Below are 17406 nucleotides of genomic sequence, written 5' to 3'. Positions count from 1 at the left end.
CAGCCGCAGCCGCGCGTTCCGGCGCGGAACGAACCACAGGTGAGGAAACGGCCCGCTCCGGGCCTAGATGTGGTCGCCGATGGTGAGGAGGAAGTTGGCCCAGGCGATGCCGGCGCCGGCGAGGGCTGCGGTGCCGAGAGCGACGGACACGCCGATGCGGGCCTTCTGCGCCGTGTAGGGGTTGCCGGCGTGGGCGGCGATCGCCCAGATGGTCGCGGAGACGAGGAGGGTGAGCACGGCGCCGATGAGGACGTAGGTGAGGAGCGCGCCGATCACCGCCGCGAACTCCCCGGATGCGCCGACCGCACCGAAGTCGGGAAACACGTTCACCGGGCACCACCTCCCACGTTCGCCCGGCATCCCGGCGCGCCCGTCGTACCGTCACTCGGGACCGCACCGTGCTGCGCCAGCCACTCGACGGCGTTCACCGGCGGCTGACCCTGCCCGCCAGGGCGGATCTCGACATGCAGGTGCGGGCCGGTCGAGCGGCCGGAGGAGCCGACATCGCCGATGTGCTGCCCGGCCGCGACCGTCTCCCCGCTGGTGACGTAGATGCCGTCCTGCCACATGTGCGCGTAATAGGACGCGACTCGGGCGCCGCCGACGGTGTGTTCGATGACGATGAGGCCGCCCCATCCGGCGCTGAACTCCGCGACGGTCACGCGGCCGTCGGCGACCGCGTAGATCGGGGTGCCGGAGGTGGCGGCGAGATCGGAGCCGGAGTGGAACTGCTGCTCCCCGGTGAACGGGTCGGTGCGCCACCCGAAACTGTCCGTGCTCGTGTACGAGCCCTCGGGCAGCGGGAACACGACACGGCTGGTCTCCGGCACCACCCCACCACCGGTTCCGCCGCCGCTGGGGGCGGGCTTGGTGAGGGCGGTGAGGATCGCGTCGGCGACCGGCTGCCAGTTCCGGTACCGATCCGGGAACGCGCTGACTTCGACGGCCTGCGCGGCGGAGCCTGGGTCCATGTGTTGCCAGCCGGGAATGTCGAGCAGGCCCCGCGGTGAGGGGAAGTTCGGGCCCTGCTCGCCACCGTAGAACGCCTTCGCCTGATAGGCCGGGTTCATGAGCTCGGCGACCGTGCCCCAGCCCGCGGCAGGCCGCATCTGGAACAAGCCGAGAGAGTCGTGGTCTGCGGCGTCGCCGTCGTTCGGATAGTTCCCGGATTCGGGGTAGGCGCCGGTGTTGGCGAGCATCCGCAGCCGGGACTCGGTGAGCGCCGCCATGAGCGCGATGCGCACCCCGGCCTGGCCGACGCCGGGGATGCTCGCCCCGGTGGTGATGATCGTCGCCGCGTGGGTGAGCTGCCGCTTCTCGAGTACGACCGGGGTGCCGTCGGCAGTGGTCGCAGTGAGACGGTCCGGGATCGGGCCGACCGTCAGTGAATCAGTGAGGCAGAACCCTAACGGCCCCATGAACGCTCCCAAGCCGACCAGCGCGGTCGACGGTCCAACGCAGAACAACACCAGCAGCAGGACGACCACCTTCTTCACCATCACCGCACCGCCGTTATCGGAGCGGGGTGTCGAGAGCGGAGAACCGCAGCAGCCGGCAATCCTCGCCGCCCGGGCAGGCGGCGAAGATCGTGAACGACACCGGGCGCACATCGGTAACGTTCTGCCCTTCCCAGGCGCCGGCCCGGTGCCGGGTGCCCGTGACCGTGTACGCGGTCGCACCCGGCGGGAGCGTGCCGGGGCGGGCGTTGGCGACGACGCCCGCCCAGCTCTCGGGCACGGCGATCGTGTCGATGGTGAGCCATTGCCGGGTCGCATAGTTACGCAGTTCGGCCCAAGCGGCATCGTCTGGGAAGTAGGCGCGGAGGTCCGCGGCAAGTCCTGGCGCCTCGTCCGGGTCCGCGACATCGACGATCGCCTGCATGTACTCCTGCGTGCTGTAGCCGAGGCCGGTATCCCACGCGAACAGCCCCTCCGCCACATCACGCGCGAACCGTTCGGCATCTGAGACAGCCGGGAGCTCGCGCGGCGAGAGCTCCCGGTCAGAACCAGGCGTCTCGGACGCCGAAACACGGGGGCCGGGTGATGGTGCGGGGGCGGGGCCGCGCAGCAGGCCATAGATGCCGGCGCCGAGGAGCAGGGCGAGGACGAGGCCGCCGCCGATGAGGGCGATGCGCAGGCGGCGCGACGCCTGCTCCGGCTCGGTGGTCTGACGCATACGAGGGTTCCTTCCGGCGAACGGGCGAGTTCGGTACCCAGAAGGTGCACACGCACAGCCGGCGGCCAGGAACCGCCGGCGACAGGCGGGCGGGTTCAGACGGCCTGCGCCTCCGTGCTGCCCGCCGCAGCGTTCTCGCGGGCGGCGCGGATGAGGGCGAAGAACGCGATGGTCTCGGCGAGCACGGCTTCGGCGCGCTCCCACTCCGCCCCAGTCAGCTCCGCGGCGAGGCCGGCCGGGTCGTATTTCTGGGTCCAGCCGTCCATGTCGGCCCAGAGCGCAACGAACGCGCGCGGCGGCAGCACCACGAGCGTCAGCGTCGGACGCTCCACCGGCCGTACCGGCTTCTTGCCCTTCTTGCGGCCCTCGGTGGTGATCCGGGCGATCGCAGCAGCGGCGAGCTGCGCAAGCTCCGCCGCTCGCGTCTCCCGGGCGGCTGCGGCCCGCACCTCCTCGGCGGAGGCGGCGGCTTGCATCCGCACGGGGTCAGGCTGGGAGGGGTCGGCGGCGATCCGGTCGAGCTCGTCCAGGGAGAGGGCGGTGTTCATGCGCAGGTGCGCGCCGTGCACTTTCCCGCCGGCCTCGATCCGCGCGACCTCCTCCGCGGCCTGCGCCCGGATGTGCGCGGGCCGCCGCTCGTCGCTGGCCAGGTCTTTCAGGCGGCCGACTTCTTCGAGCATCGAATACGACTTGCGGCCGGTAACCATCCTCGCCGCCTGCGCCCGCGCGTCACCCGCCGAGTCCGGTGCCGCCGAATCGGCGGCACCGTGGACTCCCGCAGAATCCTGCGGAACCCCGCCCTCCGCGCCGAACCGTGTTGCGGCCTGCCGGCGGGCGGCGTCTTCGGCGAGCACGACCTTGAGTTCCCGGTACAGGGATTCGGCTTCGATCAGGGAGAGGGGCTTGTGCAGCGAGTTGTCGTTCTGCTCCGCGAGGAGCTGGGAGAGGCGGCCGGAGAGATTCGACCGCACCCACACGTTCGTGGAACGCTGCCCGAGCAGGCGCAGCGCTTCGAGCCGGCGGCGCCCGCAGACGAGCACCCCGTCCGGTGTGACGGTGATCGGCTGCAACAGGCCCTCCGCACGGATGGACTCGGCAAGCGCCGGAATGTCGCCGAGGTCGATGCGGTGGCGCTTTCCGACGGTGATGGAGTCGAGGGCGCGTTCCAGCTCGATATGCCCCGGACTACTGGCAGCCATGGCAGCCACCCCCGTCCGGGGCGGACAGCACCACCTCCGACAGCACCCGGTCGTCGGCGAGGAGCGCGCGGAGGGGTTCGCCGGTGACCAGGCGATGCAGGATGCCGCGGGCGGCGCTGGTGTGCGCCTGGTTCGGGTCCGGCGTCCCCAGCACCACCCGCAACATGGACAACCAGGAGGCGGCGGGGATGTCGAGGAGGGCGCGAGCGTGGTAGTCGCGGCGCAGCGACTCGAACGCCGACCCACGCGACGCCGACTCCGCGAGCCGGGTCACAATGTACTCGATCCCGCCCCGCGCGGCCTCGACCGGCCAGCCCAGCAGATGGAACAGCGCGACCGCGTCCTCGACGGCCTGCCCCACCCGGGCGGAGGTCTCATCAGTCTCGGGTTCCTCGATGATGTCGGGGGCGGGGATCGTGAGGCTGTGGTGGTAGTCGGTCAGCGGGTTCTCCCGATCGCTGAAGCGTTCCGCGTCGTGGTGGGCGGAGAACTTCGGCCGCCTCGCCTGGTGCACGGAGCACAGCAGCCCGTTCGCGCGTTCCTCGGCGATGCAGGTCACTTTCACGGCGCGGGTGATCACGGCCCACGGGTCATCGGCGCGCCGCACGGCGCCGGTGCGCATCGCGTCGAACGCCGCCGCTGCCGCCTCCCACGGGTCGAGGCCGTGCCGGCGCGCAAGCGCCGCGTACTTGTCTGCCGCGTGCCGCATCAGGGCTGCGACTTCGGGGTCGTGCCGCCACGCCCACCGGCCCTCTTCGTGCAGGCGGATCAGCAGGACGCGGAGCCCTTCGGAATGCTCGAACCCCCACTGCGCATCCCGTTCAGGGCGTGCGGCAGGGGTGCTCTTCGTGCGGGTCTGGTTCATGGTGACGGCACCTCCTACACGGCAGGTGCGCCCCGCGTGCCTGAGGCCGGGAAGGTCCCGCGCGAACGCTGACTCGTGCATGGCGGATCACCTCAGCCCCATCCCCGAACGCACCGGCTCCTGCCGTGCCTGGCGCCTGCGGCCCCGGATCGACAGATCGGGCAACCGCGACGCCCGCTCACCCCGCACCGCACGCTGTTCGGCGCGGTCCTGCTTGCGGTCGGCGCGGGCATCGCGGAGACGCTGGGCGAGCTCGGCCCGCAGATCGAGCCCCCACCCGGTCGCGCGGGCGCCGCCCTGCATCGCCAGCTCGGTCGGCCGCACCCACCGCACCTGCGTCCGCCGCTTCGCCTCAGCCTCCGCAGCGGGCTCGGCCTCCATCGCGTCGTACTCGGCGCGGTCGCGTCCGGCCAGGGAGGGGTCGCGGTGTACGGCGAGCATCGACCGCTCCGCCTCCACCTGCTCAGGCTCGCCCGCCTCCCGGGTCGAGGTTCGTTCGGCGTTCATCGCCGCAGTGAGCGCGGGATGCAGGCGCGACCGCACCGCCTCCGTCATATCGAGGTCTTGTTCGGGGTTCATGAGGGGTCCTCCTCGTCTCTGGGATCTTCTGCAGCCGGCGTGGCTGCTTGGTCGGCCGTCGGCGCATCGGGCACCGGCTGCTCAGCGTCGGGCTCGGTTTCCGGCGTGGTGTCGGTGTGCGGGAACCAGCGGCCGACGGTCGAGGGGTGCACGTCGAGGTAGCGGGCGATCTTCTTGTTCGACCAGCCACCCGCCCGCAGCACCTCCGCCACCTCACGCCGCGACCACCCACCCTGCCCCGCGGCATCCTCCGCCTCGGACACCGGAGCTTCAGCGAGCACCGGCACTCGGAGCGGCGGTTCCAGCGACGCCACCAGCACCGGCCCGCCCGGCACCTCCACCGCCTCGGCGTGCAACTCCGAGACTTCCTCGCCACCCTTCTCGGAGTCGGGTTCGGGCTGGTGGCGGGTGAGGATCACGGTGAGGTGCGTGATCGCGAGCAGCACCAGCGGCGGCACCGCCGCTACCGACGCCGCAAGCACCGCAGGCACATCGGCACCTTTGGCGACGATCGCGTGGATCGAGTTCGCCGTCACCGAGAGCCCGGCCCCGCAGATGAGCAGCATCCAGGGGTACCAGGCGGTGCGGGTGCCGGCGAGGGCGACGACGGCGACGGTCGCGACGACGATGATGCCGTCCACGATCAGCGGCCACGCCCACGCCTGCCCTTCCTCGATCCCGGAGCGGCGGGCGAGATCGGCCAGCGCGGTGAAGGAAAGCCAGAACGCCCCGCACGCGATCAGCACCGTCCCCGCCACCGCCGTCACCACGGCGAGCCGACCACCCCGGCGCTCCCTCCTCCGATTCATGCGAGCACCCGCCCTCGATCAACCGGAGCGTGCTGCGCGACCGGCCGCGACGTGGCGGTGGACGCCGACGGTGCAGTGCTGGGGGCGCGGTAGGCGGAGCGGATCGTGCGCTCGATCTCCCGTGGTGGCAGGCCGATGGTTTCCGCGACCGGCCCCAGCGTCTGAAACGCCTCCGCCAATGTGGCGCCGTTCTCGGCGAGGCGGCAGGACGCCCAGTACAGGCCGACGTTGCGTTCGCCCTTGCCCTGCCCGGCAAGCCAGCCCGCGATCCGCCGTGTCCGTTCTTCGAGTGTGCCCCGAAGCGGTGCCTGAGGCCACGACAGCCGCACGGGCCTCGGGTCCAGGAACTCCCGCAGCGCGCCCGCGTCGACGGGACGCACCTCGCCGGTCGCGAGGTCGAGGAGCTGATACGCGGCCGTCTCGCCGTCGATGATCGTTCTCGAGGGCGGGGCGACGATGTAGCCGGCGCTGCCGCGGAAGTCGAGCTGTGCCGCGCCGGACGCCCAGGAGCGTTGTTCGGCCTCCGCTGCTGGGTAGTAGGCGTGCAGCCCGCCCGACGGGGTGACGACCTGCGCCGCCCACCCGTCGAGCAGGCCCGCCTGGGTGGCCTGCTGCCAGGAGGCGGGGCCGCGTGGCGGGTCGCCTTTCACGTCGACATCGACGACCTCGATCCCCGAGAGGGGGCCGGTCGGGATGCCGATGTTCGCTTCCGGCCACCGCCGCCACCATGCCTCGACCTGGGCGGGGTCGGTGCTGGCGTCCTTGAAACCGTGAGCGACGAGCGGCCGCTTCTCACCCGGCACGCACGGAAACACCGGCACCCCCAACAGCACGTAGTGCCGGGCGGCGTCCGCGGGACTCATTCGGGCGACCGGGGCGAGGAGCTGTTCGGCGTCCATCACAGCCCCCGCACCAGAGACGAGGAACGCGCAGACCGCGCCGGCGGCTGTCTCCGCGCCGACGACCGGGCCGGCGGCTTACGCTCGGCCTGCTTCGCCGCCGAAGCCTCGGGGCCCTCGCGGGTCGGGCCCGGCGGGGTGCCGTCGCCGACCTGTTCGGTGTCGAGCCGGTCAAGGATCTCGACGGCGACCTTCCGCACCCGTTCCGCGGTCGCCTGCACGACCTGGACGGGGTTCTTCCCGTCGGCGGCCATCGCCCATCCCGACACGTACGGGATCGTGTAGGCGGTCGTGTCCATCCCGTGCGCGGCCCCGACCATGAGCGCGACGGATTCGGCTTCGACTTCGCCGATCCCGCGATGCTGCCGGGCCTCTTCCTGGTCGGGGCCGTGCATCTTCACGTGCGCGAGCTCGTGCACGAGGGTCTTCACTTGGGCGGCATCGTCCATGTTCGTCCGCACCGCCACCAGTCTCGTGTCGAAGTTCGTGAGCCCGTTCGCGCCGTGGATCATGCCCTCGTGCGGCACTGGCAGAAACTGGAACCCTGCCTCGGTCACCTGCCGGATCAGGCCGTCGCGCAGCCCCGCCGGGGCTTCGCCTTCGAGAAGCTGCGGGGACGGTGGGAGCGGCACGTCCGGGCCGGTGGTCTGAGAGATGTCGAAGACGTACGCGACTTTCGCGCTGACCATCCGCGACCTGACCACTTCACCCGGCTGCGGCTGCTCACGCGGTGCGAGCTTGCGCCACGACATCGGATCGGCGGGGGTCTTCGACGCGAACTTCCCAGTCACCGGGGCGAGGATCGCATACCCCTTCTGCCCCTTCTGAACCTGCCGGCCGAGCTGTTCCCACTGCCGGAACCCCGCCACATAGCTCGGCATCGGTTCCGGCACCCGGCCGGCCTCCCAGGCGGCCTGATGCTGGGCGAAGATCAGCCACGAATTGTTCACCGACCTCGACCGGAACTTCGCCGCGAACGTCAGCGCCTGCTTCCAGTCCTCACCAGTGACCAGCTTCTCGACCTGCGCGTTGAGCTGTTCGCGCACCTCATCGAGCTTCGCCTCCCGTGCGGCGCGTGCCTTCTCGGGGGTTCTCCTCGGTGCAGCCATAGTTCCGCCTCCTCCCGGCGAGCCGCCGGCCAGGAGTGGCGGCGGCCCTGTCACCATGAGGTAGGTCTGGCGTACCCGGTAGGGTGGAGACGGTCAGCGAACGAGCGATGCAGGAGGTGGCCGTCAGAACCCGAAAGGGACACCTGACGTAGCACCACCGATAGCAGCCCAGAGGTGCAGCGAAAGCGCTGACGGGCGGATGGTGTCCTTTAGCTGGGCGCGAATGTCCCAATGCTGGGCATCCCGGTAGGCTCGCGCTGCATCGCCCGATACCGGGCCGGCGTCACCCCGGCACACTCACGGAACGCTGCCGAGGCCCGGTTCCGGCTTGCCCACCCTACCCGGGCCGCGGCCTCCGCGATCGACAGATCCGTCTCCCGCAACAGCTGCGCCATTGCCTCGACGCGCAGCATCGTCAGGTACGCGAGCGGCGTCTTTCCATAGGCGTCCACGAACACCCGCGCGAGTTGCTTTCCGGACAGGTGCACCGCACCGGCGAGTTCCGGCAGCGACCACGGATACTCGACGTGCTCGCGCAGCAGGTCCTGTGCTGCACGCGCTTCGGCGCGCAGCGGAGCGAAACGGCGTCCGCGTGGGGCGGATGGTCTTGTGCGAGCGCGCTGGCTCGGCTTGGTCATTGCTGGCGAGACGTGGATGAACGGGGCCACCTGGTCGATGACGGAGTGCCAGAGCGCCTGCATCCGATGAAACCGCTCCTGATAGAGCCCGTCGACGCTCAGCGCGACCAACTCATCGAGCCAGGGAGCCAGGAGACCAGCGCGGTCTTCGCCGAGGCGCATCAGCTGTGCTGGCTCGGTGTAGATCGTGTCCGCAAAGCTTTTGGCTGAGAAGCGGTCGCGGAGCAGGTCGACGTACTGCCAGAACAGTTGATCGAGCACGTAGTCCGTGTCGAGATAGATCGTGGTGACGGTGAGGTGTCCTTCGGGACGTGCACCGCAGAGCACGTTCGCGCCGAGCAACAGCACGTCGCCGACGTTCGCGTATCGCTCTCCGAACTCGGAATAGACGAGTGCAGACCCGTCGCGCACGACGACGAGCTTCACACAATCGAAAACGGTGGGACCGACCGGACGGTAGAAGGTACGGGTGCGCGCAAGCAACGGCTGGAAGCCCCGCTCTGTAAATAGATACCGCCGTGAACTCTGCGTGTCTGCTCCCTTAAACTTTAACACGCCCTAACTCATTTCAGAGATTGAGACGATGAGGTGCTGCCAGCGTGATGGTGTTGCCTTGCCAGTGGTGAACTGCTCCTCGGAATTGAGGCCTGCAAAGATTCTGTTCAGAGAAGGACTGCACAACCGCCGGCGAGTAGACGCCGCTTGGGGGCCAAACACTGATGCTTGTTCGAAAGACCTATTCTTCTGCAATGGTTTCAGCGAGGCCTCCCGCTCAGGTGAGTTGCAGCGTTGTAATACAAGTCGGCTGATCGTCTCCGACAGTACGAATGGAAACTTGGCCTTTACGGCCACTTCCTTCGATGGCGAGCACTCCTTCGAAATCGCGCGGCAACCACAATCCAACGAATCCGTTGTCATAGGTGACTGTCCGCTCGTCGTAAAGCACGGCACCAGTGGTCGAATCGGTCACCGTCACATGCACATCAGCGTTTTGAAGCTCTCCCTTGCACCCGGTCGGGCTGTGATAGACGCATTCGTGAGTCTGATCCACATACGGGGCCACAGAGATGTAGAATTCATCGTCGGGCATGGGGACGGTCATTTCTCCGTGGTTGGCATCGCTGAGTACGAGCGAGTCGGGGCGGATCGAGGCCTGGAAGTCTTCGGCACGGTCGGCGATGGGGGTCGTGTCGAGACGGTCGATGATCTGCTTGGCGTCGAGCCCGTCAAGATCGTGGGCGGCCAGCAGGGAACTCTCGGTAGTGGTGTCCTGGCTGGCAATCAGCGAGGTGGAGCAGCCGGCAAGCACTGCGGTGGCGGCGAGGATGGCGGTGCCTGTGAGCGCGCGTTTCAGAAGGCGCGTGTGAATCATGGTGAGTCCTTTCGTTAAGAAGCAGGTCCGCACCTATGGTGGCTTGGCGCGGACCCGCAGTCGTTAGTTCTGGTATCCGAAGACGGTCATCATCCCCGACTCGGCATGGTAGATGTTGTGGCAGTGAGCAGCCCAGAGGCCGGGATTGTCAGCGTCGAAGTCAACCGTGAGGGTCTTCCTCGGAAGGATGATCGACGTGTCCTTGCGCGGGCCTCCGTCCGCGTGCTGGTACGTGTGCCCGTGCAAGTGGAACGGGTGCCACATAGTGGTGGCGTTGACAACCTTGAGCCGGACCCGTTCACCCGACCGGATCGGGTGAGCGTCTTGAAGCGGCTTCGACATGTCGAACTGCTTCCCGTCGATGCCCCAGTCGTACTTGGCCATGCTTCCGGTCAGTTCGAGCTTCACTTCCCGATCGGGAGTGCGACGTTTCAATGCCACGGCTTCGGTCGCGGCAAGGTCGCCTGAGACACCGATCTTGGTGCTGGTGAGTTCGGGAACGGTCACGTCTACCGGCGGGGTTGAACCGCTGCCGGTGCGCACGACAGCGAATGCTCGATCCTGCTTGCCTTCTGCGGCAGCGACGAGTGGAAACACGCCATCGCCGAGGGTGACGAGGAGGTCGTATCGCTCACCCATTCCGAGCAGAACACTGTCCACTTCGACCGGGGTGACGGGGAAGCCATCGCTGTGCGTGATCGTGAGTCGGTGACCGCCGACGGCCAGCCGGAATGCCGTATCCGAACCGGCGTTGATGACGCGCAGCCGGATCCGATTCCCCGGCTTCCCGACGAACTGTGCCGGGTCAGCCGCCGGCTTCCCGTTGACGAGATAGTGCGGGTAGTAGACGTCTCCGGCGTCACCACCGAGGACGTCTGAGGTCGCACCCATGAGCGTGTTGCCCATGCGCATGAACATGTCCATCCCGCCCATGTCGCCCATGCCCGCGGCAAGCTCTGTAAGCACCTGGTCGGGGGTGGCGGTTACCCCGTCGAGCCAGTCGTCCAAGACGACGACCCATTCGTCGTCGTAGCCGCCGGGTTCCTCCGGGTCGTCAACGATGAGCGCGCCATACAGGCCGGTATCGGGCTGTGCGCCGACGTGCGGATGGAACCAGTAGGTTCCGGGATCGGGAACGATGAAGTCGTAGTCGAAGTTCCCGCCGGGCTTGATCACTTCCTGCGTCACCGGGGGACGCCGTCCATGTCATTGCGGAGCGCGATTCCGTGCCAGTGCACGGAAGTATCAACGGGCAGTTCGTTCCGTACCGTCGCCCGTAAGGTATCGCCGGCTCGGAGCCGGATCACGGGCGCTGGGACGGCACCGAATGACCAGGTCGATGCCTGCGTTCCCGCGAGGTCGAGCGTTGAGGCGGCAGCAGTGAGAGCAACTGTCGTGACCTGGCCGGTGCCCTGCCGTTGCTTCTCTTCACTGCGCACCTCCCGACCAGTAGGCGTTACCCAGCTTTCACGGGGTGCGCAAGACGTCAGAGCGAGAGCGCCGACAACGCCAATACCCGCAGTGATGAGAGCACGGCGAGTGAATGAGCTGCTGGTAAGCGGATTTGGGGATTGTGGATGCATGAGATCTCCTGAACAGCGTGCGGCACATCGGCTCGCGCGCGGATCGAACGAATGAAAACGGAGCGCAGCGGGGTGACGCCGCTGAGGGGCGTCACCCCGCTACCCCGCCCGGGTTTACAGAGAACCGATGAGGTCTTTCATGGTGGCGATTTCAGCGGTCTGACCGTCGATGACTTGCTGTGCGAGCGCGATCACATCAGCGTCCTGCCCGTTCTTCACGGCATCTTGCGCCATCGTAATAGCACCCTCGTGGTGAGCGATCATGCCGGTGAGAAACAGCTTGGCGGCCTCGGTGCCGGTCGCAGCGTCGAGCGCCTTCATATCGGCGTCGCTCATCATGCCGCCCATGTCGTGATTCATCCCAGACATGCCGCCGGACGAGTTCTCGTCGTAGGGCGTTCCCCAGTCGGACAGCCACCCCTTCATCTTCTCGATCTCAGGGCCCTGGGCATCCTTGATCTGCTGGGCGAGCGTCGTCACCCGCTTGTCGATGCCGTCCTTACCAAGAATAGTGTCGGCCATTTCGATGGCCTGCTGGTGATGCGGGATCATCATCATGACGAACATCTTGTCCGCGCCGTTGGCGGAAGGATCGGTGGTCGTCGGTGCGGTGGTGGACGTGCCGGAGCCATGATCCATACCGGTCATGCCACCCATGTCGTTGTTTCCAGCCGAGCATCCGGTGAGAACGAGAGAGGTGGCGAGTGCGCCGGAGGCCAGCGCGAGAGTGCGGAAACGCATGAGAGAAAGGTCCTTGTCGTGTAGTCGAGAGAAATCTGATTCGCGCCTGAGCAGGGCGAAGCATCATCCCGTGCACCTGTTGGTGAGTCGGGATGAGCGCGGCGAATCAGGTTCGACTGATCGACAGAACGTGCAAGGAAGGTGGCCGGGGCAGCGGGAGCACACTAAAGGCAGCGTGCAGGCGCAGCATGACCAGCGGACGCATGGCTCTGAACAAGGTCAGAAACACGGGGAGTAGCAGAATCACGGCTCCCGACAGCAACGCGAGGATGCACATTGTCATCAGCATTGGGTCGTGCTGCATCGGGCTGTGAGTCGCTTCTACAGTGGCACCGATTACACCGGCATCAGTTGCGATACTTGCCAGGACATCGGTCGCCGGAGTATCAGCCTCCTCGGCCGTCATCATGTGCGGTTGTGACTCAGGTGCGACCGCCGGGAGCCCCATCGTATGGTCGGAACTCAGCGTGTGCATGCCCAGCAGCCCGGCGATCACGAAGAAGACGGCCATTGCGGTTAGCAGCAGCCCGTGCGCACCCAAGTGTGTGCGCTTCACAGTCTGTCGTTGATTCACGATGGCTCCTTCCTGGTCACTAGCGTACGGCACGGCACCCGAGTGCCCCGACCTGCGTGAGGACATCGGTGCGGTACTGTTCCTCGTCTACCATCTTCAAGGCCCCACGCGCCTGACCTTCGATACGCTTGAGCCGGCTCACGTACTTCGCCTTGTCGGAGAATTGTCCGTGATGATGGTCGTGAGATGAGGCCGTGTCGGACATGCGATCTTCCTTCGGTCTAGCGGTTCAAGATTGCGCTCGTGCTCGCGGTGGGTGTCAAATCGAGGCGCCGGAGAAGTTGCGCGTTGACAGCGACCACGACAGTGGACAGCGACATCAAGATCGCGCCGACCGACATCGGCAGGACTAGCCCGATCGGGGCAAGGACACCAGCGGCCAGCGGAACCGCGATCAAGTTGTAGCCCGCAGCCCACCAGAGATTCTGCTTCATCTTCCGGTACGCGGCTCGGGAGAGCTCGATGACCGACAGTACCGAACGAGGATCGGAACTCGCGAGGATCACACCCGCTGAAGCGATCGCGACGTCCGTACCCGCCCCGATGGCGATCCCGACATCAGCCTGCGCAAGGGCGGGAGCGTCATTGACGCCATCGCCGACCATCGCGACTTTCTTGCCTTCTTTCTGCAGCCCGGCGATCTTCGCGGACTTGTCTTCGGGACGCACGCCCGCGAATACCCGATCGATACCGAGTTCCGAGCCGACTGCATTCGCGACCGCCTGCGCGTCGCCGGTGATCATGACGACTTCGACGCCCGACTTGTGGAGCGCATCGACCGCCTCGCGAGATTCTGGACGCACCTCATCCGCCAATTTCAGGCCGCCTATCACGGCCCCGCCCTGAACCACATGCAGGATAATGGCTCCCTCGTTGCGCCAAGAATTAGCCGCTCCGACTTCCGATGCTCCGACCTCTTCAAGAAGCCTGGGCCCGCCGACGCGCACTTCGGTGCCGTCCACTGTCGCGGTGACTCCGACTGCCGGTGACGAGGCGAACCCGGTCGCTGTTGCGACGACGAGCCGCTTGTGCTGTGCGGCACGAACGATCGCCTTCGCCAGCGGGTGCTCACTGTCTGCCTCTGCTGACGCGGCCAACGCGAGCACTTGGTCTGGGTCGAGGCTCCCTGCGGGTTCGACTTCGATTACGGTCGGCTCGCCCTTGGTCAGGGTGCCGGTCTTGTCGAACACCACGACATCGATATTGCGCATGCTCTCCAAGGCCAACCGGTCCTTGACGAGGACGCCGCCCTTCGCGGCACGCTCCGTCGCGATGGACACGACCAAAGGGATCGCCAAGCCCAGTGCGTGCGGGCACGCGATCACCAGCACCGTCACCGCGCGGATCACGGCATCGTCCGGACGTCCGACGAGTGTCCACACGATCGCGGTGATGATGGCCGCGACCAACGCGAACCAGAACAGCAGGGCCGCTGCGCGGTCCGCGATCCGCTGCGCCCGCGAAGTCGAGCTCTGGGCTTCGGCAACGAGGCGTTGGATGCCCGCTAGCGTGGTGTCGTCGCCCGCTGCAGTGACCTGCACGCGAAGCCCCGAGTCGGTCGCGACGGTGCCAGCCGTCACGGAATCCCCAACCCCACGAGCTACCGGGTGAGACTCACCCGTCACCATCGACTCATCCATATCGGCGCGACCATCGACCACTTTGCCGTCAGCCGGGATGCTGCCACCAGGCCGCACCACCACGACATCGCCGACAGCAAGCACAGACGGCGAGATCTTCACGATCTGGTCGCCCTCCACCCGCTCGGCCTCGTCGGGCAGAAGCGCCGCCAGCGAATCGAGCGCGGTCGCGGTCTGCGCGACGGAGCGCATCTCGATCCAGTGCCCAAGCAGCATAATGACGATCAGCAGTGCGAGCTCCCACCAGAACTCGAGCTCATGATCCAGCACGCCCAACGTCGCACCCCACGATGCGAAGAACGCGACCGTGATCGCGAGCCCGATCAACAGCATCATGCCGGGCTTGCGAGTCCGCAATTCACTGATAGCTCCCGTCAGGAACGGCCAGCCACCCCATACATACATCACCGTGCCGAGGAGAGGAGCGATAAACGTCGCCCACCCTGGAACCGTGTACCCGAAGATCATCGCGAACATCTGCGAGAACGCAACAACCGGAACCGCAATCACGAGATTGATCCAGAACAATCGCCGGAACCGGGCGACATGATCCCCGTGCCCGGCATGGCCGCTGTGATCCATACCGGAATACCGCGAATGATCCATGCCCGAGTGCTGCGTCTGTGCCATGTCAGCCGGATGACTACCGTGCCCGGCATGACCCATCGCGGAATGATCCATCATCGACATGTCGTGGTCATGACCATCGTGCGAGTGCGCGTCAGCATCATGGTGGGCTTCATTGCTGGTATGCGGGTTCGTCATGCTGCTCGTCCTCCGGAGTCCTTGAATGAGTCGCGTTGGTGCTCAGTGGGCAGGGACAACGGTGTAGCCCGCCTCTTCGACAGCCGCGATTACTTCAGCGTCCGCCACCTCTCCAGCGGACGTCACAACCAGGCGACCGGTCAGAGCGCTCACCTCGACGGCTTCAACCGCAGCAATCCGCTCAACTTCTTCGCGCACTGACTTCTCGCAATGCCCGCACGTCATCCCCGTCACCTTGTACTCGTTAGTTCTCATTGCTCTTCCTTTCGTCAGAATCTCCGAGTGCAGGACCCACCTAGACAACTACTATACCCCTGGGGGTACCGCAGTGCTAGGGGTCTGAATCGTGGTCAGACCTACTTCATCTTGCGCCCAGCAAAGATGCCGCCGATCATTAGCAGCAGCCCTCCGGTCGGGTACCCAGCAATCAGATCGACCCAGCCCTCCGGTTGTGATGGACCGAAGGCTTCGATGTGTGCGAGCCAGTGCACGATCAGCACCACGGCCCCGAGTGCAAGCAATGCCTGCCCGAGGCGGACAACTCGCCTATGTCGACGGTACGTTTGGTCAAGCTCGGGTCTCACTGCCCGCCTTTGGGGACTGTCGTTCATTATCCAGCTTTCTTGATAAAGGTATTTATGGTCCGAGTCACCGATGGGTGAAGGCGCCGCGGCGTTTCGGTGCGTTACCGAAAGGAGGTGACAACAAGTATGGGAACCCGACCAGTGATGGCCTCACGTGTGCGGAGATACCACCAATTGCTAAGTTGAGTTTGATTCGATGTACGGGAGCGGGTCGATCGGTTCACCGTTCAAACGAAGCGCCAGATGCAGATGTGAACCAAAAGACATGCCAGTGTTCCCCACTCGTCCGACTTGGTCACCGAGTTTGATAGGATCACCCACCTTCCAACTGTGAGATTCGGATTCCATGTGGCAGTAACGGCTGGTGAGGCTTTGTCCGTTGACCTTGTGCTGTATTTTCAACGAAAATCCACATCCGTCACTCGCCCAGCCGGCTTCAATGACGATTCCATTGCCAATCGACCGAATCGGTGTGCCGTTTGCCGCGGCTATATCTTGCGCGTCGTGGAACTGGGCAACTGGTTCCGTGCGATACCCGAAGCCATCCGTTAGTGGCATGGTCTGATTGAAGGGATATTTCAGTTTCGTCTCCGCTAACCGCCCGAGGTCAATGAGCCCACGCTCTGTGTACATCTGGCTAGCTGGGACCGGAGTCGGGATGGGTGCGGCTTCAACGGCGCTGACTTCAGCGAGTGCATCAAGGTTCAGCGGAGCGTCAGATGCCGACAGGGTCTGCTCCTTGAACATCGTCGCCGTTTCCTGCGGTGCAGCTAGTGCGAACGCAGAGGGGGCCACAAGTGCGCCGAGTAATCCGCTGACAGAGAGGAGGGCTGACGCACGCATCAGAATGCCTCGACCTGGTCCGCCCCCGGTTTCTCCCGGGCTGGAATGGGCCTTGAAATGCTGCTGTGGGTCGGGTTGTGCGCCAAGGGGTTCAAAAGATGGGAGTGGCGTCAAGTAGGCCTCTCCTGCTCTTAGGTGAACATGGTTCCGATGATCAGGTAGTCCGTGACCGCGACCGTTACGGCCGCGATTAGTGCCCCTGGGATGAACACGATCGGGTTCTTGAGAAGATCTTTTGGATTGCGCATTTGGTGTTTCCATCAGTTGATTCCTGTGACATGGTTCGAGACGGCCTGCCTGCGACCGCATTCAGATTGCCCAGCTTCTGGGGCGTTGCCGTTAGGCCCGAAGCTGCATCTAAGCAGTTGGTTCCGCATGGCCAGATGTGATTCCCCGGAAATCCCTTGGGGGACATTGCGGAGCGTGGCGGTGTCGCCTGCTCAGCAACTCCTTGGCTTTGCGCCGAAACGAACGCAGTGAGATTGCGCAGAGACCAAAGAGAGTTGGTGGGGCGGACGCACTCAACCCTGCAATCGGTCGCGCCTTCTGGCGGTCACCTATATCGCGCGCAACACTCTCTACCGTCGTTCGCCGATGGCGAAGGCGGGACTCGATATGGATCTCAGGTGCGGCTAATTGAAAGGCTATGTAGCGAAGGTCGCAGAGCCGCGGGTGCACTGCGCATAGGTGTGAAAAGTTGGTCTACCTGCTCGATAGCGGCGCGAAGCATTCGAAACTGCGCAGGCCTAGCTAGGAATAGCAGCCCAGCGAGAAGCGCCAGCACACAGAACATCAGGGCTTCCATGTCACCATGAGAAGGTGCCGACATTGAAACGCAGGCGAGGTCACAGCCGAGAGGCGAATCTGTCGAAATGCTTGATGCGGACTCGGCTATCGATTGGGACTCCGCTGTAACTGCCGAACTTACCGTTTCCAGAGAAGGGGCCGGATGTGTTGAAAAACTACCCGATACAGAATGCATGCCTATAAGGCCCAGGAGTAGCAGTATCACAACCGCGAAAAGCAGGTTG

Annotated in this window: 21 protein-coding genes; all 21 read right to left on the bottom strand. The window is 65.7% G+C overall.

Annotation, left to right across the window (positions count from 1 at the left end; translation table 11 throughout):
* Positions 1 to 63: 63 nt before the first annotated feature.
* Positions 64 to 330: a DUF6112 family protein gene (locus AB3K78_RS06950; RefSeq protein ID WP_416447040.1), complete on the bottom strand. Its 267-nt coding sequence runs from the start codon at positions 328 to 330 to the stop codon at positions 64 to 66.
* Positions 327 to 1499, bottom strand: coding sequence for a M23 family metallopeptidase (locus AB3K78_RS06945; protein ID WP_416447319.1), 1173 nt, complete (start codon positions 1497 to 1499; stop codon positions 327 to 329). Before AB3K78_RS06945 ends, AB3K78_RS06950 begins: the two co-directional genes overlap by 4 nt.
* Positions 1500 to 1512: 13 nt before the next feature.
* Entirely contained in the window at positions 1513 to 2175 is a 663-nt protein-coding gene (locus AB3K78_RS06940) for a hypothetical protein (protein WP_416447039.1), read from the bottom strand.
* Positions 2176 to 2270: 95 nt separating this feature from the next.
* Positions 2271 to 3374 carry a ParB N-terminal domain-containing protein gene (locus tag AB3K78_RS06935; RefSeq protein WP_416447038.1) on the bottom strand — a complete coding sequence of 368 codons (1104 nt, stop codon included), beginning with the start codon at positions 3372 to 3374 and terminating at the stop codon, positions 2271 to 2273.
* Complete coding sequence (locus AB3K78_RS06930; protein WP_416447037.1) at positions 3361 to 4239, bottom strand: hypothetical protein; 879 nt, start codon at positions 4237 to 4239, stop codon at positions 3361 to 3363. Before AB3K78_RS06930 ends, AB3K78_RS06935 begins: the two co-directional genes overlap by 14 nt.
* Positions 4240 to 4326: 87 nt before the next feature.
* Positions 4327 to 4818, bottom strand: coding sequence for a hypothetical protein (locus AB3K78_RS06925; RefSeq protein WP_416447036.1), 492 nt, complete (start codon positions 4816 to 4818; stop codon positions 4327 to 4329).
* Positions 4815 to 5627 (bottom strand): DUF2637 domain-containing protein, encoded by an 813-nt coding sequence (locus tag AB3K78_RS06920; protein WP_416447035.1) that lies wholly within the window; start codon positions 5625 to 5627, stop codon positions 4815 to 4817. The genes AB3K78_RS06925 and AB3K78_RS06920 overlap by 4 nt, the downstream gene beginning before the upstream one ends.
* Complete coding sequence (locus AB3K78_RS06915; RefSeq protein ID WP_416447034.1) at positions 5624 to 6526, bottom strand: bifunctional DNA primase/polymerase; 903 nt, start codon at positions 6524 to 6526, stop codon at positions 5624 to 5626. The genes AB3K78_RS06920 and AB3K78_RS06915 overlap by 4 nt, the downstream gene beginning before the upstream one ends.
* The gene (locus AB3K78_RS06910) at positions 6526 to 7635 is read right to left on the bottom strand and encodes an ArdC-like ssDNA-binding domain-containing protein (RefSeq protein WP_416447033.1); all 1110 of its coding nucleotides are present in this window, start codon (positions 7633 to 7635) and stop codon (positions 6526 to 6528) included. Before AB3K78_RS06910 ends, AB3K78_RS06915 begins: the two co-directional genes overlap by 1 nt.
* A gap of 209 nt (positions 7636 to 7844) precedes the next feature.
* Positions 7845 to 8699, bottom strand: coding sequence for a helix-turn-helix domain-containing protein (locus AB3K78_RS06905; RefSeq protein ID WP_416447032.1), 855 nt, complete (start codon positions 8697 to 8699; stop codon positions 7845 to 7847).
* Positions 8700 to 9045: 346 nt separating this feature from the next.
* Positions 9046 to 9645: a CueP family metal-binding protein gene (locus AB3K78_RS06900; protein WP_416447031.1), complete on the bottom strand. Its 600-nt coding sequence runs from the start codon at positions 9643 to 9645 to the stop codon at positions 9046 to 9048.
* Positions 9646 to 9708: 63 nt separating this feature from the next.
* Complete coding sequence (locus AB3K78_RS06895) at positions 9709 to 10833, bottom strand: multicopper oxidase family protein (protein WP_416447030.1); 1125 nt, start codon at positions 10831 to 10833, stop codon at positions 9709 to 9711.
* The gene (locus AB3K78_RS06890; protein ID WP_416447029.1) at positions 10830 to 11228 is read right to left on the bottom strand and encodes a multicopper oxidase domain-containing protein; all 399 of its coding nucleotides are present in this window, start codon (positions 11226 to 11228) and stop codon (positions 10830 to 10832) included. The genes AB3K78_RS06895 and AB3K78_RS06890 overlap by 4 nt, the downstream gene beginning before the upstream one ends.
* 114 nt (positions 11229 to 11342) lie before the next feature.
* Positions 11343 to 11969: a DUF305 domain-containing protein gene (locus AB3K78_RS06885; protein WP_416447028.1), complete on the bottom strand. Its 627-nt coding sequence runs from the start codon at positions 11967 to 11969 to the stop codon at positions 11343 to 11345.
* A 106-nt stretch (positions 11970 to 12075) separates the two neighbouring features.
* Positions 12076 to 12543 (bottom strand): DUF6153 family protein, encoded by a 468-nt coding sequence (locus AB3K78_RS06880; protein ID WP_416447027.1) that lies wholly within the window; start codon positions 12541 to 12543, stop codon positions 12076 to 12078.
* A 19-nt stretch (positions 12544 to 12562) separates the two neighbouring features.
* Positions 12563 to 12748: a metal-sensitive transcriptional regulator gene (locus AB3K78_RS06875; RefSeq protein ID WP_416447026.1), complete on the bottom strand. Its 186-nt coding sequence runs from the start codon at positions 12746 to 12748 to the stop codon at positions 12563 to 12565.
* Between the two features lie 16 nt (positions 12749 to 12764).
* Positions 12765 to 14948 carry a heavy metal translocating P-type ATPase gene (locus AB3K78_RS06870; protein WP_416447025.1) on the bottom strand — a complete coding sequence of 728 codons (2184 nt, stop codon included), beginning with the start codon at positions 14946 to 14948 and terminating at the stop codon, positions 12765 to 12767.
* A 42-nt stretch (positions 14949 to 14990) separates the two neighbouring features.
* Entirely contained in the window at positions 14991 to 15203 is a 213-nt protein-coding gene (locus AB3K78_RS06865; protein WP_416447024.1) for a heavy-metal-associated domain-containing protein, read from the bottom strand.
* Between the two features lie 101 nt (positions 15204 to 15304).
* Complete coding sequence (locus AB3K78_RS06860) at positions 15305 to 15451, bottom strand: hypothetical protein (RefSeq protein ID WP_416447023.1); 147 nt, start codon at positions 15449 to 15451, stop codon at positions 15305 to 15307.
* Between the two features lie 258 nt (positions 15452 to 15709).
* A complete protein-coding gene (locus AB3K78_RS06855) occupies positions 15710 to 16279 on the bottom strand; it encodes a M23 family metallopeptidase (protein WP_416447022.1) in 570 nt (189 codons plus the stop codon).
* 718 nt (positions 16280 to 16997) lie between these two features.
* Positions 16998 to 17387, bottom strand: coding sequence for a DUF6153 family protein (locus tag AB3K78_RS06850; protein ID WP_416447318.1), 390 nt, complete (start codon positions 17385 to 17387; stop codon positions 16998 to 17000).
* Positions 17388 to 17406: the final 19 nt, after the last annotated feature.

The organism is Leucobacter sp. HNU, from assembly GCF_047946755.1.
Classification (GTDB): domain Bacteria; phylum Actinomycetota; class Actinomycetes; order Actinomycetales; family Microbacteriaceae; genus Leucobacter.
This window is presented reverse-complemented; position numbering and strand designations above follow the sequence as displayed.